Raw genomic sequence first — 24551 nt, forward strand, 5'->3', positions numbered from 1 at the left:
GCCTCAAGGCCCTTTTTTTACGTCAATTGGTAGTACTAGTCGGCTTGTGCTCGTAAAAAGGCAATGACTAAGGCGCTTAATAACTGCCCAGCGGCATTCATACCTGCATTGATACCGTTAGGGTCTTGGCTTGGTGCCGCCTCACACAAATGTAAATACGCTATATTGCTATTGTTAGCTGCGTGATAGACGTATTGCTCAGCCTCACTTAAGCTGACTCCACGATAGTTAAATGCGCTCGCTGGCGCTAAAGTAATGGCGTCAATATCCAATTCAATAGCGAGTGGAGTCGTTGCTGAAAAAGCAGATTTAGCATTATTTACGCTTTGAACCATGCTTTTTTTCGCTAACACTTTCAAGTCGTGATAACTGGTGTAAGTGTTACCGTACTTCTGCATTGTGCCCAAGATGGTGCTGTTATTTTTTTGCTGATCCAAGGCTATGACGTGGTAATCATTGAGGAAACCTTCACTGGCAGCGTAATGGAAGCCATTGCCACTGTGTCTACCTTCCAATGCGCGAAAGTCGCCATGGGGGTCAAGGTTAATAGCGTTGATTGCTTTGCCAAAATGGGCAGCACTGCCTTTGAGTAGTGGGTAACAGTTGTTGTGGCCACCACCAATGACGATAGGTGTAAGTCCTGCGTTTAATACCGCATTAATCACCGGCTCTACTCGAGCATCAATCTCGGCGCACAGTGCTCTTAAGGTCGCCAAATCGTCAGGGTTGGTGTTATCTAGGTGCTCACTTTGAGCTTGTAAGTCGCTGCAATTCACCTCGCCCAACAGCAATACGTTGTGCGCTTGAGTAAACTCGTTTACGGGGAAGTTAAGAAACTTTGATAAAAAGGCTTTAAAACCCGAATCAGCGCCACCTTTACCGAGGTTTGCACGTGGACCTATGTCTTCAGGAATGCCAAAAATGACATAGCGAATGCCAAAGTCACGTGCATCTTTTAAGGCTTGGGTGAATTCAACTTCGGTGTCTAGCAGAGCAAGTGATTGGAACACGCGTTGCTCTGCATTGCGCTCAACAGCCAGCTCAGCGATGCTGGCTTCATCATAAATCGTTACTGCATGATTCATGGGGTTATTCGTCTTCCATCTCGACTAAGTCTTCATCTTCTACATACTCGAGCTCAAGCTCTTCAGCAGAGATAATGATGCCCGTGCTATCGGCATAAATATAATCGTCTTCGTAAAAAGAAACGCCAGCAAAATTCACTGGGATCCCTTCTTCTCCAGGGGCCAAATCGTCTGCGGCTACAGGGATAGAAGCGATGGCTTGAATACCTAGTTCTAACTCTTCGAGATCATCCACATGGCGCACAGCACCGTAGACGATGATACCTTCCCAGTTATTCTCAACGGCTAACTCTGCCAGTTCAATATCAATAAGCGCACGACGCGTAGAACCACCGCCATCGACTAGAAGAACGGAACTAGTGCCATCTTGTTGCAACACTTCGCGAATAAGTTGGCTGCTTTCAAAACATTTAATCGTTCTAATACGACCACAAAACGCGCTGCGACCGCCAAAATTAATAAACATAGGCTCGAGCACATCGACTACGTCGGCAAAGTGATCGCACAGCTCAGAGGTACTGTATTCCATTGGACTCTCCTAGGGACGTTGATGATCCCAGTATACCTAGGTTATGGGGCTTAGCAAGCTAAGGTACTGGTAGACATATAATTGTCTAGAAACTGTCATGGAATTGTTACGTCGGTTTTTTACAGTGGCTGTATACCTGTACGAAGGAGCGACCCTGGTTGATATTAGCTTTTATAGACCGTTTTGACCATGCACTATTTAAAGTGCTATTTCGGCCACACTATCGGTGCTGGCAGTGTATTGGGATTCGGTGGGTGTCGGCATCGGCAGATGGCATGGTTTATCTCGTGTTTGCGGGCTTCTTAGTGATCCAAGGCAGTGCTGTGCATCTGCAATTGCTGTATACGTTAGTCATTGCCTTTGGCATAGAGCGCCCTCTGTATTATGTCAGTAAAAACCTTATTCAACGCACTCGTCCGTGCGACGCCCTGATCTGTGGCGCATATATCAAACCTAACGATAAGTTCAGTCTACCTTCTGGGCACAGTGCGGCGGCATGGGCCTTTGCTGTTGCTGTTGGTCACTTTTATCCCAACTTCGAGTCGCTGCTTTATATTTGGGCTGGGAGTGTGGCGTGCTCTCGAGTGTTACTAGGTGTGCACTATCCACTAGATACCTTGGTTGGGTCTTTGTTTGGCGCTTGCTGTGCTTTGAGTGCCTTATTAATACTTGAGGTGGTATGAAGATCCTCTATGCGATACAGGGCACAGGCAATGGTCACACTACGCGTGCTCGAGTGATGGCTAAAACACTGGCAAAAATGAACATAGAAGTCGACTACTTCTTCTCTGGTAGGCAGCCTGAGCGCTACTTCGATATGCAAGAATTTGGACGTTACCAAACGCGAAGAGGGCTCACCTTTGTGAGTGAAAAAGGGCGTATACATCCACTCAAGTCGATAAAAAATATTCATGCGTGCGAACTTATAAGGGATATTCGCGCTTTGGAACTCAGCGCTTACGATTGTGTGCTTAATGACTTTGAGCCTATCAGTGCCTGGGCAGCAAAGCGGCAAAAGGTGCCAGTGCTCGGCATCAGCCATCAAGCGGCATTTCTATCTGACAGAGTGCCTATTGTCGGCCAAAGGTTATTCAGTAAAGCGGTCATCCGCCATTTCGCTCCTGCCGATGTGTACTTAGGGGTGCATTGGCATCCCTTTGATAGCGCGATTATTCCACCTTTTATTGAGCAAGTTCATGATATTGATTGTGACCATGTTGAGAATAAGGTTGTTGTTTATCTGCCATTTGAAGACCTCGCAGAGGTGGTGAGTTATTTGAAAGATTTTCCTGAAATTGAATTTTACTGTTATCACCCAGATGCTATCGATACTTCTTATACTCACGTTCATCTTCGCAAGCCATCGAGGAAGGGATTTTTGCGTGATCTAGCTAGCGCCAGTGGGGTCATTGCTAATGCTGGGTTTGAACTCTCCAGTGAAGCTTTGAGTATGGGTAAAAAATTGCTCATCAAACCGTTAAAAGGGCAATTTGAGCAATACTCGAATGCCGCCACCTTAGCGCAAATGCAACGCGCTAAGGTGATGCATTACCTTAACCAAAGCGCGCTAGATGAGTGGCTAAATGTGGCAAAAAAGGAACGCATTAACTATCCTCAAGATCCGCAGCCGTTGATTAATTGGCTGCTATCAGGCAGTTGGCATAATCCCTCTCGCCTGACAGAACAGTTGTGGCAAGGCGTGCTGTAGCGCCGCATTTTCTAATAGTTTTGTGCGTTTTTTCAGGTATGTTGCTCAATTATAAATGAAATTTATTGCGACATTTGTTTATACCCAGCTAAAATTTTAAATGCACTTCGTAATTGTCCCTAATAGGTTAAACACCATGAACTTTATGAAAAAAATCACCATCAAACGCCGCCTTCAAGTGAATGGCAGTGTGGTTGCCTTAGCCTTGTTGGTTATGTTTATGGTGTTGATATATCAAGCACGGATGATGAGCTCGCTTAATGATATCTTGGTCAATGCTGAAGAGCTTAATGTTCATGAACTGTCGCTGCGAAAGTTCGAAAAGAACTTCTTGTTCTACAAAAGTGAGCAAGATTTAGAAAGTTTTGATAAAGAATTCGCGGCAATGCAAAAGCGAATCGATGAGTTACGTGCTCAATATACCGAGTTGGGTGAAGACACTGTGTTGGTGGATGAGTTTGCTAAGCACGTGGTTGCCTATGAACGTGAGTTCAGCAGGGTTGTACAATTGCAGCGAGTAATTGGCTTACATCCCAAAGACGCACTCTATGGTGAACTCAGAGGGGCTGTACATGAGGTTGAGGAGCTATTAAAGCAGCAACAAAACTTTGAGCTGTTGAGCATTATGTTGCAGCTTCGCAGAGCTGAAAAAGACTTTATGTTGCGCCTAGATTTAAAATATCTCACCAAGTTCGAAGAACAAATTAATACCTTTATTTCCAAAGTCCAGCAAGCGGAACTAGATAACAGCTATCGTACCCGTCTTAGCGGTTTATTAAATCAGTATCGCAGTAAATTCAAAGCTCTGGTGGAGGCACAACAAAAGCTCGGTCTTGATTTGGAGTCCGGCGCGTTGGCTGACTTAGTAAGTGTAGTGGAACAAAGCGATCGAAGCGTACAGCAGCTTGTAGACTCTGCTAAAGAGAATGTTGAGGCACAAATGCGTGCCACGCAAATCATGGCAATTACCATATTATTTATTGCTGCGATGATCGTCGCTACTTTGTTGATAATGACCAGTCGCGCGATTATCCAACCAATTGACCGCGCAGTGTCAGCCATTGCTCGTATTCGTCAAAGCAATGATTTAAGTGTTCAAATTGAGATGCAGGGCAAAGATGAAATCTCTGACTTAATTAAGAATATCAATGGTCTCACTGCTGATTTCCGCGATCTTATTTACGAAGTCAATGGCGCTTTAGAAACGCTCAATGGGGCGACAGAAGAGCTCGCCGCGACGACTGCCTCGACAAGTTCAGGGGTGCAAGAACAGCTCCAAGAGGCAGATATGGTTGCGACTGCCGCTACACAGATGCAGGCAACAATCCACGATATTTCTGGTAATACTGAAGAGGCGGCCAAGCGCGCGCAGTCTACCAATGAAAATGCCTTGCAAGGGCGCCACGAAGTTGACTCAACCGTGTCGCGCATTGCTCAGCTTTCAGATTCTCTTGGCGGCGCCTCTGACGTTGTTGGTCAACTAGAAAAAGATGCCGATACGATAGGGTCGGTGTTGGATGTGATTCGAGGTATTGCTGAGCAAACCAACCTCTTGGCGCTTAATGCGGCAATAGAAGCCGCGCGAGCAGGTGAGCAAGGCAGAGGCTTTGCGGTGGTTGCTGACGAAGTGCGATCGCTTGCTCAGCGCACCCAAGACTCAACCCAAGAAATTGAAAATATAATTTCCGCTTTGCAGCAGCGCACACAGGAAGTGGTTAATATAATGCAGCGTTGCAAAGAGCAAGGAGGTGAGAGTGCAGATCAAGCATCACGTGCAGGTGATCTGTTGAGTTCAATCACTCAAGAGATTGAAACCATCATGGAAATGAGCACGCAAATCGCCGTTGCTATTGAGCAGCAATCACAAGTGGCTTCTGAGGTGAATCAAAATGTAGTGCGCATTCGCGATATTGCCGAGCAGGCAAGCACGCATGCAAGCACCAATGCGCATACCAGTGAGGAAGTTGCTGAGCAGGCTCGTGTCTTGCACCAAGCGGTAGCCAAGTACAAGGTGTAATACCATCAACTTACGCTAGCGGGCTCAATATCGTGCTCATGACCAATAATTAGAAAAAGCCGCACGTTGCGGCTTTTTTATTATTCAAAATAGATGAGCTTAAGGTGTGACGCGAATCGCTATGCTGGCATCTCGTTGGGCATTAGCCGCTTTTAAACGCTCAAGATAGGTTTGCCAGAGCTGTTGAGTGTCGCTGCAAAGCTGCGCTAAATAGGTGAAGCTGTACAAGCCACTGTGATGGCCATCATCAAAGAGTAAACGCACCGCATAGTGACCAACAGGCTCAATTTTTGCTATGGCTACCGATTTTTTATTGGTAACCAGTAAGGGTTCGCCGCTGTGGTGCCCTTGAACTTCAGCAGAAGGTGAGTGCACGCGCAGAAATTCGGCACTGAGGGAGCTCATTTGTCCAGACTCGAAATAAATATCAAGCTGTTTAGATACACGGTGATAATGCAATTTACTAACTAGCATCTGCGTTCCTATAGCAAAAAAGGCCCGAAGGCCTTTTGATTATAGAATAAAGCGGCTGAGGTCTTCATCTTGGACCAAATTGCCAAGGTGTTTTTCAACATATTCGCCATCAACAACAAGGCGGGAGCCGGCTTTATCACTGGCATCAAATGAAATCTCTTCCATTAAACGTTCCATCACCGTGTGCAGGCGACGAGCACCGATGTTTTCAGTTTTTTCATTTACTTGCCATGCCGCTTGAGCGATATGCTCAATGGCATCATCGGTAAACTCCACATCAACTTCTTCGGTTTTCAACAGTGCTACTTGCTGTTCGGTAAGTGAAGCATGAGGCTCAGTTAAAATGCGTTTAAAGTCGCCAGCGCTAAGAGCGTCTAGTTCTACGCGAATAGGCAAACGACCTTGAAGCTCAGGAATTAAATCTGACGGCTTGGCCATTTGGAATGCGCCAGAGGCGATAAACAAGATATGGTCTGTTTTCACCATGCCGTGTTTTGTGCTCACAGTTGAGCCTTCAATCAAAGGCAGTAAATCGCGTTGCACACCCTCACGGCTCACATCTGGGCCGCTGCTTTCGCCGCGCTTACAAATCTTATCCACTTCATCTAAGAACACGATACCATTTTGCTCAACAGCCTCAATCGCCAGTTCCTTTACGTCTTCAGGGTTAACGAGTTTAGCCGCTTCTTCTTCAACCAATAGCTTGAATGCTTCTTTGATTTTCAGTTTGCGCTTTTTCGTTTTACCACCTGACATGTTTTGGAACATGCTTTGCAGTTGGTTGGTCATCTCTTCCATGCCTGGTGGAGACATAATTTCAACACTCGGGCCTTGCTCAGCTACATCAATTTCAATTTCTTTATCATCAAGTTGGCCTTCGCGCAGCTTTTTGCGGAATGTTTGACGTGTTGAGCTATTTTCGCTTGGTTGTGTTTCGCCCCATGCATCTTTTGCTGGTGGTAGTAGGGCATCAAGAATACGCTCTTCCGCGGCTTCTTCTGCACGGAAGTGATGCTTCTTCGCTTGTTGCTCACGAACCATCTTCACGGCTATCTCAACAAGATCGCGGATAATCGTTTCAACTTCCTTACCTACATAGCCTACTTCGGTAAACTTTGTGGCTTCAACTTTAATAAACGGCGCGTTAGCAAGTTTTGCTAAACGACGCGCAATTTCGGTTTTACCGACACCGGTAGGGCCGATCATCAAGATATTTTTTGGGGTAACTTCTTGGCGTAAGCTTTCATCAAGCTGCATACGACGCCAGCGGTTACGAAGGGCAATCGCCACTGCTTTTTTTGCGTTGCCTTGACCGATAATGTGTTGGTCAAGTTCGTGAACGATTTCTCGTGGAGTCATGGCTGACATGGTGGCTCCTTAATTACAATTCTTCGATGGTTTGGAAGTTGTTAGTGAATACACAAATATCACCGGCTATCTTAAGGCTCTTTTCAACGATTTCTCGTGCTGATAGTTCGGTGTTCTCTAACAATGCGGTCGCCGCAGCTTGGGCGAAGTTACCGCCACTACCAATGGCGATTAAATCATGTTCTGGTTGTACTACATCACCGTTACCTGTGATGATCAGAGAGGCCGTTTCGTCTGCAACAGCTAATAGCGCCTCTAAACGTCTTAGAGCTCTGTCACTGCGCCAGTCTTTAGCCATTTCAACCGCGGCCTTAGTCAGGTTACCTTGGTGCATTTCTAGCTTGCTCTCAAAGCGCTCAAACAACGTAAATGCATCGGCTGTGCCGCCTGCAAAACCGGCGATTACCTTGCCGTTAAATAAACGGCGTACTTTGCGGGCGTTGCCCTTCATCACCGTATTGCCAAGTGACACTTGGCCGTCACCGCCGATAACGACTTTGCCTTCGCGGCGAACTGAAACTATCGTAGTCATGAGAATCCTTAGCACCCCAGAGTGTGGTGTTTTCTTTGTCTAATAGCGGGGAAATATGGGCAGATGGCGGGGATTTCAAGCTAAAAAGTGAAATCCCCTAGATATTAGATGGGGGAATGATTGATTGTATTTGTTATGTCCAAAGCCAGATACCACATCCCATGATTTTCGCTTGGCGCTTTAACTTATTCTTATCACTTTCTGCGCCGCGCTTAGTTGGGTAAGGGCCAAGGCGAACTTTGTACCACACGCCATTACTGCCTTCGGTGCGACGAATATCAGCAACGAGGCCCACAAATGCGATTTTAGCTTTGAGTGTTTCTGCTTGGTCGTACGTGCGAAAAGACCCGCATTGCATTACATAAGGACCTTTTTGCTCAACTTCCTTAACCTCAACTTCTATTTCGGCTTCTTTAATTTCATTGATAAATTCGGGTGTCTTTGGCTTTTGAATCACTGGCTTTTGTTCTTCAGGCTGATTCTTTGCTTGCTCTACGACTTCGGGGTCGGCGTTGTTTTTTATGTACCAAAGGCCATAGCCAAAGCCCGCAATTAAAAGAGCAGCCGCTAGCACTGCGAAAATAGGGAAGGGCTTTTTCGGCGGAGCTTTTTTCTTATTACCACGTTGTGGTCTTTTTTTATTTATGTAGTCGTGTTGCGCCATATGAGTGTGTTATCTCTTTACATCATGTCGATTGGATCTACGTCCAAATTCCAGCGCACTTTTTGCGCTAATTTATTATTCGTTAAATAGCTTACCATTTGCCCCAAGTATGCATGCAACGCTCCTCTGTCTTCACCTTGAATATGTAGCTGATAGCGAAACTTACCTGCAATGCGCTCTAGCGGGGCGGGTATGGGCCCGAGTAATTGTATCTTAGGCACGGGGGCTGCGGGAACTAGATCCGATAAAAATCGCAATAATAGCGATAAATCATGGGCTTCTGCTCGTAAAAGGGCCAAATGTGTATAGGGTGGTAAATCGGTTTCTTGGCGCTCATTTAACGCATAACGGGCAAAATGTTGGTAGCCATTGTTTACCAAATCTTGCAGTAAAGGATGCTCAGGAAAATGCGTTTGCAGTAGTACAGTGCCTGGTTCACCGCTGCGTCCAGCACGCCCCGCGACTTGCGTGATCAATTGAGCTAGGTGTTCGGTGGCACGAAAGTCACAAGAGTGCAGCCCGGCGTCTACATCTAAAATAACCACCAAGCTAACATCGGCAAAATGGTGGCCCTTGGCAAGCATTTGGGTACCAATCAAAATGCGAGCACCACCTTGATTGATGCGCTCAAGCTCTTCTTCGAGACTGCCTTTTTTGCGTGTTGAATCACGGTCTATACGGCTTAGTGCAACGTCAGGAAATTGCTCACTCAACGCTTCTTCTAGCTGCTCTGTACCGCAACCCACAGGGTTTATTTGCGTGCTTCCACAATCAGGGCACTGCATTGGCGGTGCGCTCTGCTCGCCACAGTGGTGGCAAACTAAACGACGCATTGATTTATGGTAAGTGGCACTGGTGCTGCAGCGTTGGCAATCGCTCAACCAACCGCACTCATGGCAAATCAATGAAGGCGAAAAGCCACGGCGGTTTAAGAACACCATCACTTGCTTTTGACGAGCGAGTTCGCGCTTTATATATGCCAAACTGGCATGGCTTAAGCCAGCATCCAAATGCTGACCTTTTATATCAATGAGTTGATAGTGATTGTCAGTCGATGTTTGTGCTCGTTGGGTGAGCGACAGTAAGTGGTAACGCCCGCCAATAGCTCGATGTAAGGTCTCAAGTGCAGGCGTTGCCGTTCCTAGTACGAGAGGAATATGGTGTTGCTGAGCGCGATAAGCGGCTAAATCACGGGCGTGATAGCGCAGACTGTCTTGTTGTTTGAAGGAGCTGTCATGTTCTTCATCAACAATGATCATGCCCAGTTGTAAAAAAGGCATAAAAATCGCTGAACGTGTTCCGATCACTATGGCACAGCTGCCTTTTTGACAAAACCGCCATGTTTGCAGTCTTTCGTTGTCGGTCAACGCCGAATGCCACAACATAATCGGTGTATTGGGGAAGCGGCGACGAAAGCGGTTAACTGTCTGTGGGGTTAAGCCAATTTCGGGGACCAGCACGAGCGCTTGTTTACCTTGTTTAAGTACTTCTTCAAGGCATTGTAAATAGACTTCGGTCTTGCCGCTGCCGGTTACACCCTCAAGTAAAAAGCTTGCATAACCCGCGCTTTGGTTAATTGTGCTACAGGCGACGGCTTGCTCAGCATTTAATTTAGGCTTAGGAGCGACTTTTAACTCGTCGGTACGCCAATGGCTTGCAAACTCAATGCTCACTTCAGCTAGCTGTTTTTCAACAATGGCATCAATCGTTGCTTTAGAAAATCCGAGTGCCTTGACTTCAGTGATGGGGGATTTTCCTGACTTTGCTAGCTGTGATAACAAGGCTTGTTGTTTGTTTGCGCGCAGTGTAGGTAAGCGCTCACCTTTTTCTGTCAGTTGAAGGTAATTGATACTGGTTTTATCGATATCTTCACCAATGCGTAACGCTTTGGGTAAGGCCGAAAATAGTGTTTCACCGAGCGGATAGTGATAATACCGGGCGGTAAATTTCAGCAACTCTATATGGGTGCTATCAATAATTGGCGCATTGTCGATAAGTTTTATGACTGCTTTTATTTTATCCGCAGCCAACTCTGAGCTGTTCTTTATGCGCAGTACTAAAGCGGTTACTTGTCGGTTGCCAAAAGGCACTAACACTCGCATTCCAACAGCGAGGGTTTGGGCTGAAATTGATTGTGGCAACACATAGTCAAAACTACGGTGCAGTGGCACTTTTACTGCCACTTCCACATACGCAGATGTACCTGATGTAAAAGCAAAATTTGACTGGTTGCTGGGCTGGGACGACAAGGTTGTTCTCGCTTCAAAGTTCTTAGACTTAATGTACTAAATTCGAGGCGCAGTGAATAGCTGCAATTAATGCTTGAACATTAACCATTACTTAAATAAAATACGCGGCCTTAAGGGTGCTGGGCAGAATTATTCTCGTCTTGGCACATTGAAACTAACGCGTATGGTGCCAAACTCCGGGTTTGGAGAGCGATACGGCCTATTTAGAGGTTATCCCCATGAAAGAAGGTATCCACCCTAAGTACGAAGCAATCACAGCAACGTGCTCTTGTGGTAACAAGTTTGAAACTCGTTCTACTTTGTGTAAAGACATTCACCTTGACGTATGTTCAGAGTGTCACCCTTTCTACACTGGTAAGCAGAAGATTCTTGACACAGGTGGTCGTGTTGACCGCTTCAATAAGCGTTTCGGTGCGCTTAGCAGCAAGAAGTAATTCATTGCTTATTAGAAAAAAGCACCTTCGGGTGCTTTTTTTGTGCCTCGTGTTTATTGGTGTTATTCATTCCCACTATTCATCACATTCACTTTTATTTCCTTTGTACTAAAGTCACTATAAATCATCACTTTCAGGCAGGCTTTGCTGCGATAAGCGTCAAACATGCTAATAACTTGCATAGACGGCTCGATGATTAATTTTATATTTCATTTTGATATAAGAATCAGATTGAATAGAGCGATTTGTAAGCCTAAAGTGGTTTAGTCAGCTAATTTTTGTACTTTGGATGTGGTGAGTCACCTAGCATTCATTCGAAAATTAGAATAATTGACCATGAATATGGCGCTAACTACGTCAAAATACGCGTAACAGGATAGACCTGATATTGCTTGGAATATGCGCGTAAAAGCAGTATTGTTTGCGCCCTATACAGAACTCTCACAAACCTATCTAGCAGGATACTTATTCATGTCAGACTTTCGTCAAAAAGCGCTCGATTATCACGCTAACCCCGTTCCAGGTAAAATCAGCATTGAACTTACAAAAAGTGCCGAGACAGTAAGTGATTTAGCTCTAGCTTACAGTCCAGGTGTTGCTGAACCTGTCCGCGAAATTGCCGCTGATCCTAACAATGCTTATAAGTACACTGCCAAAGGTAATATGGTTGCTGTTATCTCTAACGGCACAGCGATTCTTGGTTTAGGTAACCTTGGCCCGCTAGCCTCTAAACCTGTGATGGAAGGTAAAGCGTTACTATTCAAACGCTTTGCTGGCTTAGACTCGATTGATATCGAAGTGAAGCACCGCACGACTGAAGATTTCATTAATACCGTTGAGAATATCGCTGACACGTTTGGTGGTATCAACCTAGAAGACATTAAAGCACCAGAGTGTTTTGAAATCGAAAAAGCCTTGATTGAGCGCTGTAATGTCCCCGTGTTTCACGATGATCAGCACGGAACAGCGATTGTTACCGCTGCGGGTATGCTCAATGCGTTGGAGATCCAAGGTAAAAACATTCGTGATGCACTGATTGTGTGTTTAGGTGCGGGTGCAGCAGCGGTTGCCTGTATGGAATTGCTTATTAAATGTGGAGCGCAGCGTGAACATATCTATATGCTTGATCGCAAAGGCGTGATCCATACTCGTCGTGACGACTTAAATGAATACAAACAGTTATTCGCTAACAACACTGACAAGCGTACTTTGCAAGACGTAATTGCTGAGGCTGATGTGTTTGTGGGTGTATCAGGCCCTGATTTGCTCTCAGCGGAAGACCTTAAGCTGATGGCTGATAAGCCAGTGGTGTTTGCATGTTCAAACCCAGACCCAGAAATTAAACCTGAGCTTGCTCACAGTGCTCGCACAGATTTAATTATGGCAACGGGTCGTTCAGATTATCCAAACCAAGTTAACAATGTGCTTTGCTTCCCATTCATCTTCCGTGGCGCGTTGGATGTTCGTGCGACAGCAATTAATGATGAGATGAAGATAGCTGCGGTAGAAGCAATTCGTAGCATTGCTAAAGAGCCAGTGCCGCAAGAGGTGCTCACCGCTGCAGGTGTGGACAAGTTAGAGTTTGGTCCCGAGTACATTATTCCTAAGCCGATGGACCCTCGTTTGCTTCCTCGTGTTGCCAAAGCAGTGGCACAAGCCGCTGTTGATTCTGGCGTTGCACAAGTAGAATTAGCAGCCGATTATATGAACCAAAAATAATAATTTGAGCTAAGAAAAAGCCCCATGTTCGCACATGGGGCTTTTTTTATGGTCGGGGCAAAAGTCACTACTTTGCCCACAAAAATATTTAATCGTCGCCGATTATGGGTACTTCTAGCCCCATTTCTTCCATAATTTTTCGTACTTCTTGTGGTACTTTTTCAGGGTTGTCTTTGCGCAGATCTTCATCACTTGGCAACGGCTGCCCGGTAAAAGCGTGCAAGAATGCTTCACACAACAACTCACTGTTGGTGGCATGGCGTAGGTTGTTCACCTGACGTCGTGTACGCTCATCAGTTAATACTTTTAATACATTTAGCGGGATTGAAACGGTAATTTTTTTCACCTGTTGGGCTTTCTTACCGTGTTCCGCATAGGGGTGAATATACTCACCATTCCACTTGGCCATAATTTGCGTCTTATTTTTTGGTCACTTAGGCATCAATAAGGCCGAAATTTTATCGTGTTGGAAAGGATAGTCAAATATTCCTCATTTGGCTATTTAGACGTATAAATGTTTTGACATCTGAAATGTCATAATTTACTCTTTTGGACGTCTAAACATCTAAAATTCACTGGAGGCAGCATGTCTACGTTAAAACCTCAGACCATCGCGGTACGCCACGGCATCGATGCCGATAAACATCATGGTGCCGTTGTGCCTCCTTTATACCTGTCTAGTACATACTCTTTTGCTGATTTTGATACCAAGCGAGCTTACGACTATGGCCGCAGCGGTAATCCTAATCGCGACATTCTTGCTGAAGCCTTAACGGAACTCGAAGGCGGTGCCAGTGGTATTATCACGGCAACCGGCATGGCGGGTGTCCACCTTGTTACACAGTTGCTTCATGCCGACGACACCTTAGTGATCCCTCATGATTGCTATGGTGGCAGTTACCGCTTGTTCACGTCGCTAGAGAAGCGAGGCTTACTCAAGTTGTTGATTGTCGATTTCACTGAGCAAAGTTGTTATCAGCAGATTATCGACGCAAAACCCAAACTGGTATGGATAGAAACACCCAGTAACCCTATTTTGCGTTTAACAGATATCCGCGCTGTGTGCGACGCAGCAAAGCAAGTAGGTGCTTTGGTTGCTGCCGATAACACCTTCTTATCCCCAGCACTGCAAAAGCCATTAACTCTGGGTTGTGACATTGTTGTGCATTCGACTACCAAGTACATCAATGGGCACTCAGACGTAGTTGGCGGGGCGGTGATAGCAAAAACTCCAGAGTTGGGCGAAGAACTTGCGTGGTGGGCAAAGAATATTGGTGTCACAGGTGCGCCATTTGATAGCTATTTAGCACTCAGAGGACTGCGCACTTTATCGTTACGCTTACGCCAACACGAAGAGAATGCACAGGCCATTGCAGAGTTTTTAGAGCAGCACAGTGCAATCGAGAAGGTGTATTACCCAGGTCTAGCATCGCACCCTCAGCATGAACTTGCTAAAGCCCAACAAAGTGGTTTTGGTGGTATGGTCAGTTTCGATATTAAAGGCACAATTAGTGACAGTGCCAAGCTACTTACTTCTGTAGAACAATTCACCCTTGCTGAATCTTTAGGAGGGGTAGAGAGTTTGATCTGCCATCCTGCAACGATGACCCATGCAGGCATGGATGCACAGGCGCGTTTAGAAGCGGGTGTCGGTGACACGCTTATACGTATTTCCGTGGGAATCGAAGATAAAGAAGACCTAATCGCTGATTTAGAGCGCGCATTTGCGTTGTTGGAGTGCTGAGATGACACACGTTGTACATAAGTTTGGTGGTTCGAGCCTGAGCAGCGCTGCGCGCTATCATGCGGTTGCCAACATTGTGCTTGCACACGCACAACTAGGTGATGTGGTGGTCGTCTCTGCAGCAGGTAAAACAACGGATACGCTGGTAAGCTTGTGGCAAGCGTATGAGCAAGGAGATATTCATGGGAGCCTTGAAGTGCTCAGCGTCATTCAAACGCATCAGCGAGCGTTAATTGATGAGTTACTTGGTGTGTCAAAGGTGCACACTGTTAAAACAACGCTTGATGATGAGCTAGATAATATTCGTTACGCGATTGAAGAAAAACGTCTGAATGAAGCGCACCTTTTAGCGCATGGCGAGCTGTGGTCAGCTCGTTTGCTGGCCACATATATTCAGCAGCTAGGCACACCAGCACACAGCATTGATGCGCGCACCCTTATGGTGTACGAGTGCGGGCAATTGTTGCATACACTCAATGAGCAACAATGCCAACAAGGGGTAAGTTTGCAGCATATCAATGTTATTACAGGCTTTATCGCTGCCGATAAGCACGGAAATACGGTAACGCTTGGGCGTAATGGTAGTGACTACAGTGCGACTTTGCTGGCGCGCTATCTCAATGCCAACGAAGTATGCATATGGACCGATACACAGGGTATTTACAGTACCGATCCTCGCAAAGTGGCACAAGCTCAGAAATATCATAAAGTGTGTCGCTTACAAGCGCAGTTACTCGCACGACTAGGTAACCCCGTACTGCATGCGAAGACGTTATCTCCCCTTGAAGGCACAAATATTAAGTTGTCGGTTCGCAGCTCCTTTGACCGAGACGCCAATGCGACAGAAGTCGTCCCTGAAGGGGTGTGTAAGCACAAGCACTTCATCACTACTTTGGGAGTGCATGATGTGTATAAAGTGCACAGCGCTGACGCGGATGAATTACGTCGTCTTAATGATGAACTGCAAAGTAATATTATTGGCTGCAACCTAGCAGATGGTACGTTATTGGTAGTGCCGCAAGAAGTTAGTCATGACCTGTCTAATTACTTTGATGGTCGTGCGCAATTGGTAGAATCGAACGTCTATGGTTTTGCTGTCGTGGCTCCTGATGCTGAGCTTGAGCTTATCCAGCAACGAGCGCAGTCGGCATTATCACACTTAAATTTTACCAGTCGTCTCAGCCATACTGAGAAAGGGCATCTATTGCAGTTAACTGATCAGGCCCTAGACGCCGATAGTCTCGCATACATGCATGCTAACCTGCTAAATTCACGTCAACAGCTCGCTATTGTGGTGGCTGGGCTTGGTAATGTTGGAGAGGAGTTTGTTGCGCAGCTAGAAAAGCAAAAGGCGCGTTTAGCACAACACCTTGATGTGAAAGTGGTGGGGTTGCTGCGCTCGCAACACATGCTGTTTAACCCAGCTGGAATAGAGGTGTGCGACTGGCAGGCAGATTGGCAACGTGGTGCTGTTAGCTATGACCAAGCACAGTTAGTTAAGTGCTTAGAGCAACTTGATTATGAGCACAAAGTGGTTATTGATATCACTGCAAGTGAGTCATTCAGTGATATTTACCCGCAGTTTGTAAAAGCGGGCTGTCACCTTATAAGTGCCAATAAGTATGCTAACACTGCACCTATTCGCTGGTACCAAAACCTAAAAAATGAACTGGCACAAAGGAATTTACAGTGGCGCTATAACACCAGTGTTGGAGCTGGCCTGCCGATCAATTTTGCCTTGGCAGATATACAGCAAAGTGGTGATGCAGTCAGCCGTATACAGGGGGTTTTCTCTGGCACTTTATCTTGGCTGTGCAGTAAATACGACGGTGAGGTGCCTTTTTCTGACTTGGTGCTAGAAGCACAAGCGTTGGGATTGAGTGAGCCTGATCCCCGTGAAGACTTATCTGGACGTGATGTACAAAGAAAGTTACTGATCCTTGCCAGAGAGCTGGGTTTGCAACTCGATTTGGATGACATAGAGTTAGAGCCTCTTATGCCCGAGCAGTTGGCAAACGGTTCATGGGAGCAATGCAAAGAGCACTTAGCGGCATTGGATGACTTTGTAGCAACGCGTGCGACTGTTGCTCACGAACAGGGCAAGGTATTGCGATACAATGCCGAGATTGACCTCCGTGATAGCAAAGTAAAAGCAAAGGTGGGCTTAGTTGCTGTTGATAGGGATAGTGCGTTGGGGGCTTTGCCTCCCGGCGATAATATTTTTGTCACCAATAGCCAGTGGTATGCAGATAATAGTTTGGTTATCCAAGGGCCCGGAGCAGGGCGGGAAGTTACCGCGGCTGGAGTGCATTCTGATTTGTATTGGTTAGCTGCAAAAATTGCCTAGCGTAACAAACAAAAAGCCAGCTTACGCTGGCTTTTTTAAAGAGAGATGCTCTGTACAAGGATTAAAACAGCTCGTCTTCAAATATCTCTTCTTCAGTTTCTTGTGTCTTATCTGTTTGAGACTCAAAGATGCTAGGCAGGGATTTTTCTACGTAGCGAGTGGGTGCAGTCCCTTTCATGAAGTACTCAAAGCGGCTGGTATGATCATTGTTATGGCTTAACAGGCCAGTTTTGAGATCTATGCGCACCGATTCTAGCCCTTCAGGCGTGTCAATCGGTGCATATGGCTCATCTTTGAGTGCCACTTCCATGAAGTCGACCCACGCTGGCTGTGCTGTTTTAGCGCCAGACTCTGCGCCGAAAATCTGCGATTTGTCGAGATTGTTGTTGTAACTGGTTCTACCTAGTGAATTACCAGGGTTATCAAAACCGACCCACACAGTTGTCATCACGTTGGCATTAAAACCGCTAAACCAAGTGTCTACCGAGTCATTTGTCGTGCCCGTTTTGCCAGATAAGTCTCGGCGTTTTAACCTGGTTGCACGCCAACCTGTGCCATTCCAACCGTTACCATGTTGCCAACTACCGCCACCCCATATTGCACTATTCATTGCGTCCGCAATCAAAAAGGCATTTTGTTCTGAAATCACTTGTGGTGCACATTGAGCGATGCGATTTTCTGTTTCTAGTTCAGTGCTTAGCGTGCTGTCAGCCTGGTTGGTTTGTTGTAAATCCGGCTCCAGTTCAGCCAGTTGTGCAAATTCTGCTAACACCTCATTCTTGCGTCTTTGTTCAGCGTTACATGCCACAACTGGTTGCGCTTTAAACAGAGTTTCCCCTTCTGCGTTTTGAATTTCAGAGATGAAATAAGGCTCGATAAGGTTACCGCCATTGGCAAAAGTACTCATACCTCGGGCTAACTCTAGTGGAGTTAAAGAGGCGCTACCTAGGGCGAGCGTTTCATTGCGAGGTAAGTCTTCATCTTTAAAGCCGAATTTCAGTAGATGCTCTGAGGCAGGGTCGACGCCCACACCACGAAGCAATCTTACTGACACCACATTTTTAGATTGAGCTAGGGCGCGGCGCACTCTGATTGGCCCTACATACACCGCTGGACTGTTTTTCGGACGCCATGCAACACCTTGACTCTTATCCCAATGATTGATTGGTGCATCATTGATAACAGTAGCGAGTGAATAACCATTCTCAAGCGCTGCGGAATAGATAAACGGTTTAATGTTTGAACCAACTTGGCGTTTTGCTTGCACAGCTCGATTGTATTGACTCTGCTCAAAACTATACCCACCGACAATGGCTTTGATACGTCCATCGGTTGGGTCGAGTGATACCAGAGCGCTGGACGCGTCAGGCACTTGCGCCAGCATAGCGTGTCCATTGTCATTAAAGCGATACCAAACATGCGCTCCTGGATTAACAATATCAGCGGCAGTTTGCGGTGCTTGGCTTTGGCGTGTGTTTGAAATAAAACTGCGAGCCCACTTAAGACCATCCCAGTCGATATCTACATATTCACCAGTTTTGTTAAAGACTTGAATGGATTGTTCATTGACTGCCGTAACAATTCCACCATGCAAATCAGCAAGTGCATTGACTGACTTTAGGTAGGTCAGCATGGTCTCTTCGTTGGCTGGAGGCTCGGTGTCATGCTGCCATAGGTATGCTTGCGGGCCGCGATAGCCGTGACGCATGTCATAGGCGTAAAGATTATCACGCAGTGCTTTTTGCGCAGCCGCTTGAACATTCGATTCTACCGATGTGAATACTTTTATCCCTGAGTTGTATGCTTCTTCTTCGCCATACAGTGCAACCACTTCAGCTCGCACCATTTCAGAGATATACGGTGCGTATAGATCGATCTCAGCACCATGGAATTTTGCAGTAATTGGTTGTGAAGAAGCTTCAGCAAATTCTTGCTCGGTGATATATCCCTCATCCAACATACGTCCTAGTACCACATTACGACGCGCTTTTGCGCGCTCAGGGTTGCGAATTGGGTTTAAAGCAGAGGGGGCTTTCGGCAAACCTGCAATCATTGCCATTTGTGCAAGATTTAACTCATTAAGCGGTTTTCCGTAATAAACTTGTGCGGCAGCGCCAATACCAAACGAGCGATTACCTAGTTCAATTTTATTTAGATACAGCTCAAATATTTCGTCTTTGCTTAAAAGTTGCTCAATGTGAATGGCGATAAATATTTCTTTTACTTTTCGAATATACGCTTTTTCACGTGTTAAAAAGAAGTTTCGTGCCAGCTGCATGGTAATAGTACTGGCACCTTGGCGTTTTTCACCTGTGGAAATTAGTACTAAAGCACTACGCACTATCCCTATTGGATCTATTCCGTAGTGTTCATAAAAACGATTATCTTCAGTTGCCAAAAATGCTAAACGTAATTCTTCTGGTACATCATTGATTTTTACTGGTATTCTGCGTTTTTCACCAAATTGGTTGATGAGAGCGCCGTCCCGTGTGAACACTTGCATGGGAGTTTGTAGTTTGACGTCTTTTAAAACTGCTACACTTGGTAAGTCAGGCTTTACATATAGATATAATACAGCGATGGCAATACAGCCGAGGAGGATACAAATGAAAAGGATTTGTAAAAACTTTTTAAATATTTTCACGGATATTTCCCTAATTAGACTCCCAATTGAGCGCAGACGTTGCTAGTATATCTTGATTAGGAAGTGAATAAAATTTTTTCATTAATAATTTATAAGTCTATTATAATTATAAAAAAAGGTTTCACGTTGCTCATATGTTAAATCGACTTTTCAAAAAGTCTTTGCCCGCCATGGTAGGCATCGACATCGGCTCACACTCTGTAAAGGCAGTGTTACTCACACAGCACGAACAGGGTTATCGCCTTGACGCGGTTGCGATCGAACCCATGCCCAAAGGGGCAATGGCCGAGCGTAACATTCAGGATATAGAGGCTATTGGTCGCGTAATCTCAAAGCTTAGAAAGCGCATTCCAAAATCTGTTAGTCACGCCGTTGTTGCAGTATCGGGACAAACGGTGATTACTAAGATGATTTTTATGGATGTGTCTTTGAGTGATGCCGAACTTGAATCTCAAATCGAAATTGAAGCTGACAGCTTAATCCCATACCCACTGGATGAAGTTAGCATCGATTTCGAAAAGTTAGAGATCAATGAAGCTGACCCCTCCAAAGTTAACGTGCTTTTGTCCGCTGCACGAACCGAAAGTGTTGAAGCACGATCGGGCGCTGTAGAAACAGGCGGGTTCGTAACTAAGGTTGTTGACGTAGAGACCTACGCACTTAGTCGAAGTCTTGAGGTGGCCTATGCGTCACTTCCCGAAGACGCTAAGGACAAAGTAGTCGCTTTAGTGGATATCGGTGCGGTAATGACACTGGTTAGTGTGGTGCAAAAAGGTGAGACCATTTACACCCGTGACCAAGTTTTTGGTGGTGAGCAATATACCAACACCATTGTGTCTTACTACAACAAGAACTTTGACGATGCCGAGCGCGCAAAATGTTCAGGTGACCTCCCACCAAACTATACCTTTGAAGTGTTGGCTCCGTTTCAAACATCATTGTTGCAGCAGGTTCGTCGCGCAATCCAAATGTTTTTAACGACCAGTGGTAAAGATCAAGTTGATTACATCGTTTTATCAGGTGGAACAACAATGATTGATGGCCTAGATCGCCTGTTAATAGACGAGCTGGGTATACACACTGTTGTTGTTGATCCATTTGTGAATATGGATATCGGTCCTCGCGTGGATCAGGAAATGTTACAAAAGCATAAGGCGCAGTTTGCAGTTGCCACCGGCCTTGCTTTGAGGAGTTTCTCAACATGCCACATATAAATCTACTGCCCTGGCGTGAAGCCGCGCGCAAGGAAGCACAGCAGAACTTCGTCACGGTTTTAGTGGTTGTTGTTTTCGCTGCATTTGCCTCTATGTTTGCGCTGAGCATGGTCTATAACGCTATGATTGATGGGCAAAATGTACGCAATAACTTTTTGACCAAAGAAATTCAAATACTCGATAAGCGGATCGCTGAAATCCGTGAGCTTGACAAGAAAAAAGAAAGCTTACAACAGCGTATGCGCCTAATCGAAGAGCTGCAAAGTAACCGAAACCTCGGCACGCGCATTATGGATGAAGTAGCTAAAATCGTACCTTCAGGTGTGTATTTTACTACCCTAGAGCGCCGTGGAAACGCCATTCAAATTACTGGTAAGAGTGAGTCAAACAACCGTCTGTCAACCATGATCCGCCAAGTAGAAGGTTCGTACTTACTGGAGCGCGCATCTTTGCAAGGCATTGTTGCTGGTGAAGAAGACTCTCGTCTGTTAAGTGATTTCAACATGCAATTTAGCGTGAAGTCATTCGATGAAATTGGTGAGGTGAAAGAATGAGTACGGATTTAAAAGCCTTAACCGATATAGATTGGAGCGACTTAACACTCGACAACATAGGCGAGTGGCCGTCACTGGTTAAGTCGTTAGTCTTTATTTTTGTTTTCATCATAATACTAGGGCTTAGCTACAAGTTTTTAGTTGAAGACAAGATTGGTGTTTATGAAACAACACTCAATAAAGAAACAGAGCTTCGAGACAGCTATCGCGTCAAATATGCAAAGGCGAGTCGCTTAGAAATTTACAAACAACAAATGCAAGAGATGGAAGAGAAGTTCTCACAGTTGTTGAAAAAGCTTCCAACCTCAAACGAAACGCCAGGACTACTCGATGATTTGTCATATGTAGGCACGACCAGTGGCTTGACGTTCGTAAAGATCGGTTGGTTGCCTGAAGTGAAAAAAGAGTTCTACACCGAGCTGCCAATTAAAATTGAAGTAGAGGGGAGTTATCACGAATTTGGAGAGTTCGTTGGTAAGGTCGCTCAGTTACCTCGTATCATCAGTCTTCATGACTTTGAAATACAAGCAACAGGTGATGACCAATTGGTGTTTAGTGTGATTGCTAAGACATATCGTTATGAGGGGGATGAATAAATGAAAAAACTCCTCGCAGTAGCCTCATTATCGCTGTTGGTAAGTGGTTGTTTTGACGACACTACCGAGCAAAATGAGTTTATAAACCAAGTGAAAGCAAGTACGCAGCCCAAGGTGGAGCCGATCCCCGAGATCGCCCAGTTTGAGCACTTTGCCTACAGCGCTTCTGATTTACGTAGTCCTTTTGTGGCACCAAGACCAGAAGTAATTCAAGATAAATTGATTCAAGTGCAAAACTGTTTGCATCCAGATCCTCAGCGTAAGAAAGAACCGCTGGAGAGATACCCATTAGATAACCTTTCAATGAAAGGGACGTTGGGTGCTGGCGCGCAAACATGGGCACTAGTGAAAGCTTCTGATGCAACATTGCATCGAATCTCGCGCGGCAACTATGTTGGCTTGTATCACGGTAAAGTGACTCAGGTACGCAGTAACTATATAGAATTATTAGAGTTAATCCCTGATGGAGCAGGATGTTGGAAAGAACGCCTGACCAAGCTAGAAATGTTGGAGGCAGGTGATGATTCCAGTTCATAAAAATCAAGGTAATAGCACAATGCAAAATAACGCATTCAAAATGAATCGTATCTATTCTTTCATACTCGTAATAGCTACTCTGTTTATGTCGAGTTTTGCGACCGCCGTGCCTTTATTGTACGACGTACGCTACAACCCATTGCTAGAAGGTGAAACGGAAGTCGAATTCGTCTTTGATGAAGAGATTTATGTAGAGCCTCAGATCCAGGTATTCAGCGAACCTGCACGTATCGAGATGTTCTTCGATGAGGCAGACTTTGAGCAGAGCTTGGGTGAAGTATTGGTGAACACCGCGGGTGTTGAAAAGGTAACGAATGAATTCGTTAATGATGGCTTTAAGGTCACTGTTTACCTTGATCGCTTGAAGATTTATCAAACGCGCGTAGACAAGAACTTGTTCTACCTACACGTGTCAGATAACCCAACACAAGATGCGAACCAAACCGTTGCGCAAGAAGATGAAGGTGATAGCTATATCAACCGTATTCAGGCCCTTGATTTCCGCAGAGGTGAAGAAGGTGAAGCACGCGTACTCGTGTTCTTACAAGAGAACATGGCTGCGATTGATGTTCAGGAGCAAGCAGGCAAGATTATTGTTGAGTTCCACAACACCGACATCATCGACGACTTGTTATATACCTTGGATGTGATGGACTTCGGCACCGTAGTGAATATGGTGGAAACGTTCAAAGAAGGCGCAAACAGCCGAATTGAAATCCAAACTACCGATGCGTTCGATTACAACTACCAGCAATTGGACAACATCTTTACTCTGACAGTAGAGAAAGATGAATCTAAGCGCAGTTTCCTTGGTAATGGTAAAGAGTATCAGGGTCGTCCTATGTCTCTGAACTTCCAAGATATCTCAATCCGCGCAGTACTGCAGATTATTGCAGATTACAACGGCTTTAACCTTGTGGTGAGCGATTCGGTAGACGGTAATATTACTTTGCGTCTTGATGGTGTGCCTTGGGACCAAGCGCTGGATATCGTGCTGCGTGTTAAAGGTTTAGACAAACGTATGGAAGGCTCTATCCTGATGGTTGCTCCAACAGAAGAGTTGGCAGCACGTGAAGCAAAAGAGCTTAAAGCGAAGCAGCAGGTAGAAGACCTAGAGCCACTTTACAGTGAATATATCCAGTTGAACTATGCCAAAGCGCAAGAGTTTGCTGACTTACTGAAAACAGAGGCTAACAGTATCTTATCTGCGCGTGGAAGCGTGTCGGTAGATGCGCGTACCAATACACTACTTATTAAAGACACTGCTAAGAGTATTGAAAGCGTTCGCCGTATGGTTGAAACACTCGATGTTGCAGTCAAACAGGTAGTGATTGAATCACGCATGGTTACCGTTCGCGATAACGTTCAAGAAGACTTAGGTATTCGCTGGGGCTTCAGCGATAGCAACAGTGGCTTTGGAAACAATGTTGGTCCTAATTCAACAGGTACGTTAACGGGTGTATCAGGTTCTATTATTGGCGCGAATGATATGGCGTTTAACAATAGTTCAAGTATTGGTGACCGTCTTAATGTAAACCTACCTGTTGCTAACCCAGCTGGCAGCATTGGTATGCACGTAGCGAAACTGGCTAACGGCCAACTGATTGACCTTGAGCTTTCTGCGCTAGAGCAAGAAAACAAAGGTGAGATTATCGCCAGTCCACGTATCACTACTGCGAACCAGAAAAAAGCGCGTATCGAACAAGGTACCGAAATTCCATATGTTCAATCAGCTTCTAGTGGTGCGACGACAGTAACATTCAAAAAAGCGGTATTGAGCTTGGAAGTAACGCCACATATCACACCAGACAACAAGGTGATTCTTGACCTTGCTATCACTCAAGATACACGTGGTGATACAGTTGATACACCTACAGGCCCAGCGGTTGCAATCGATACACAACGCATTGAAACGCAAGTTCTTGTTGAGAATGGCCAAACGGTTGTACTAGGTGGTATTTATCAGCAGCAAATCATCAGCTCAGCGAATAAGGTGCCATTACTAGGTGATGTTCCTTACCTTGGCGCGCTATTCCGCAATACCAGTGAGCGCAATGAGAAACGTGAGTTGCTTATCTTCGTTACACCGAAGATTATGGTTGAAAGCACGCTGTAGCGAAATAAACCCAGAAAAAA

At 45.5% G+C, this 24551-nt stretch carries 20 protein-coding genes and 1 pseudogene; 12 read left to right on the forward strand and 9 right to left on the reverse strand.

Annotated elements, in window-relative coordinates; genetic code table 11:
* Positions 1–35: 35 nt before the first annotated feature.
* Both AAEU32_RS07210 and rraA read right to left on the reverse strand, forming a co-directional pair.
* Positions 36–1085 carry a formimidoylglutamase gene (locus tag AAEU32_RS07210; protein ID WP_421969859.1) on the reverse strand — a complete coding sequence of 350 codons (1050 nt, stop codon included), beginning with the start codon at positions 1083–1085 and terminating at the stop codon, positions 36–38.
* A 4-nt stretch (positions 1086–1089) separates the two neighbouring features.
* Positions 1090–1614 (reverse strand): ribonuclease E activity regulator RraA, encoded by a 525-nt coding sequence (rraA, locus tag AAEU32_RS07215; protein WP_421969860.1) that lies wholly within the window; start codon positions 1612–1614, stop codon positions 1090–1092.
* 254 nt (positions 1615–1868) lie between these two features.
* Between rraA and AAEU32_RS07220 the strand changes: the two genes are divergently transcribed.
* From AAEU32_RS07220 to AAEU32_RS07230, 3 genes are all read left to right on the forward strand, one after another.
* On the forward strand, positions 1869–2297 hold the full coding sequence (locus tag AAEU32_RS07220) for a phosphatase PAP2 family protein (RefSeq protein ID WP_421969861.1): 429 nt from the start codon (positions 1869–1871) through the stop codon (positions 2295–2297).
* Positions 2294–3322, forward strand: a complete 1029-nt coding sequence (locus AAEU32_RS07225) for an MJ1255/VC2487 family glycosyltransferase (RefSeq protein ID WP_421969862.1) — start codon at positions 2294–2296, stop codon at positions 3320–3322. The genes AAEU32_RS07220 and AAEU32_RS07225 overlap by 4 nt, the downstream gene beginning before the upstream one ends.
* Positions 3323–3458: 136 nt before the next feature.
* On the forward strand, positions 3459–5339 hold the full coding sequence (locus tag AAEU32_RS07230) for a methyl-accepting chemotaxis protein (protein ID WP_421969863.1): 1881 nt from the start codon (positions 3459–3461) through the stop codon (positions 5337–5339).
* Positions 5340–5438: 99 nt separating this feature from the next.
* Here AAEU32_RS07230 and AAEU32_RS07235 read toward each other — a convergent pair whose 3' ends face one another.
* The 5 genes from AAEU32_RS07235 to priA all read right to left on the reverse strand — a co-directional run bounded on the left by AAEU32_RS07235 (position 5439) and on the right by priA (position 10566).
* On the reverse strand, positions 5439–5813 hold the full coding sequence (locus AAEU32_RS07235) for a gamma-butyrobetaine hydroxylase family protein (protein WP_421969864.1): 375 nt from the start codon (positions 5811–5813) through the stop codon (positions 5439–5441).
* 39 nt (positions 5814–5852) lie between these two features.
* On the reverse strand, positions 5853–7181 hold the full coding sequence (hslU, locus tag AAEU32_RS07240) for an ATP-dependent protease ATPase subunit HslU (protein ID WP_421969865.1): 1329 nt from the start codon (positions 7179–7181) through the stop codon (positions 5853–5855).
* A gap of 13 nt (positions 7182–7194) precedes the next feature.
* A complete protein-coding gene (gene hslV / locus AAEU32_RS07245) occupies positions 7195–7713 on the reverse strand; it encodes an ATP-dependent protease subunit HslV (RefSeq protein ID WP_421969866.1) in 519 nt (172 codons plus the stop codon).
* A 133-nt stretch (positions 7714–7846) separates the two neighbouring features.
* Positions 7847–8377: an SPOR domain-containing protein gene (locus AAEU32_RS07250; protein WP_421969867.1), complete on the reverse strand. Its 531-nt coding sequence runs from the start codon at positions 8375–8377 to the stop codon at positions 7847–7849.
* A 17-nt stretch (positions 8378–8394) separates the two neighbouring features.
* Positions 8395–10566, reverse strand: a complete 2172-nt coding sequence (priA, locus tag AAEU32_RS07255; protein ID WP_421969868.1) for a primosomal protein N' — start codon at positions 10564–10566, stop codon at positions 8395–8397.
* A gap of 278 nt (positions 10567–10844) precedes the next feature.
* On the opposite strand from priA, the gene rpmE reads away from it, so the two are divergent.
* Together rpmE and AAEU32_RS07265 are read left to right on the forward strand one after the other, a co-directional pair.
* Positions 10845–11060 (forward strand): 50S ribosomal protein L31, encoded by a 216-nt coding sequence (gene rpmE, locus AAEU32_RS07260; protein WP_105253238.1) that lies wholly within the window; start codon positions 10845–10847, stop codon positions 11058–11060.
* Positions 11061–11531: 471 nt separating this feature from the next.
* Positions 11532–12779 (forward strand): malic enzyme-like NAD(P)-binding protein, encoded by a 1248-nt coding sequence (locus AAEU32_RS07265; protein WP_421969869.1) that lies wholly within the window; start codon positions 11532–11534, stop codon positions 12777–12779.
* An 88-nt stretch (positions 12780–12867) separates the two neighbouring features.
* On the opposite strand, the gene metJ is transcribed toward AAEU32_RS07265, so the two are convergent.
* Positions 12868–13188, reverse strand: coding sequence for a met regulon transcriptional regulator MetJ (gene metJ / locus AAEU32_RS07270; protein WP_421969870.1), 321 nt, complete (start codon positions 13186–13188; stop codon positions 12868–12870).
* Between the two features lie 177 nt (positions 13189–13365).
* Between metJ and metB the strand changes: the two are divergent.
* Together metB and metL are read left to right on the forward strand one after the other, a co-directional pair.
* Positions 13366–14514, forward strand: a pseudogene (metB, locus tag AAEU32_RS07275) (cystathionine gamma-synthase); the annotation flags it as partial.
* A gap of 10 nt (positions 14515–14524) precedes the next feature.
* Positions 14525–16870, forward strand: a complete 2346-nt coding sequence (gene metL, locus AAEU32_RS07280; RefSeq protein ID WP_421969871.1) for a bifunctional aspartate kinase/homoserine dehydrogenase II — start codon at positions 14525–14527, stop codon at positions 16868–16870.
* A 61-nt stretch (positions 16871–16931) separates the two neighbouring features.
* Here metL and AAEU32_RS07285 read toward each other — a convergent pair whose 3' ends face one another.
* The gene (locus AAEU32_RS07285) at positions 16932–19514 is read right to left on the reverse strand and encodes a penicillin-binding protein 1A (protein ID WP_421969872.1); all 2583 of its coding nucleotides are present in this window, start codon (positions 19512–19514) and stop codon (positions 16932–16934) included.
* A 134-nt stretch (positions 19515–19648) separates the two neighbouring features.
* Here AAEU32_RS07285 and AAEU32_RS07290 point away from each other — a divergent pair, with 134 nt between their 5' ends.
* From AAEU32_RS07290 to AAEU32_RS07310, 5 genes are read left to right on the forward strand one after another with little or no spacing between them, the layout of a single operon-like run.
* Positions 19649–20728 carry a pilus assembly protein PilM gene (locus tag AAEU32_RS07290; RefSeq protein WP_421969873.1) on the forward strand — a complete coding sequence of 360 codons (1080 nt, stop codon included), beginning with the start codon at positions 19649–19651 and terminating at the stop codon, positions 20726–20728.
* Entirely contained in the window at positions 20716–21282 is a 567-nt protein-coding gene (locus tag AAEU32_RS07295; RefSeq protein WP_421969874.1) for a PilN domain-containing protein, read from the forward strand. The genes AAEU32_RS07290 and AAEU32_RS07295 overlap by 13 nt, the downstream gene beginning before the upstream one ends.
* Positions 21279–21878, forward strand: a complete 600-nt coding sequence (locus AAEU32_RS07300; RefSeq protein ID WP_421969875.1) for a type IV pilus inner membrane component PilO — start codon at positions 21279–21281, stop codon at positions 21876–21878. The genes AAEU32_RS07295 and AAEU32_RS07300 overlap by 4 nt, the downstream gene beginning before the upstream one ends.
* The gene (locus AAEU32_RS07305) at positions 21879–22415 is read left to right on the forward strand and encodes a pilus assembly protein PilP (protein ID WP_421969876.1); all 537 of its coding nucleotides are present in this window, start codon (positions 21879–21881) and stop codon (positions 22413–22415) included.
* Positions 22399–24531 carry a type IV pilus secretin PilQ gene (locus AAEU32_RS07310; RefSeq protein ID WP_421970092.1) on the forward strand — a complete coding sequence of 711 codons (2133 nt, stop codon included), beginning with the start codon at positions 22399–22401 and terminating at the stop codon, positions 24529–24531. The genes AAEU32_RS07305 and AAEU32_RS07310 overlap by 17 nt, the downstream gene beginning before the upstream one ends.
* The last annotated feature ends 20 nt before the right edge of the window (positions 24532–24551 follow it).

The organism is Pseudoalteromonas maris (assembly GCF_049257235.1).
GTDB lineage: Bacteria > Pseudomonadota > Gammaproteobacteria > Enterobacterales > Alteromonadaceae > Pseudoalteromonas.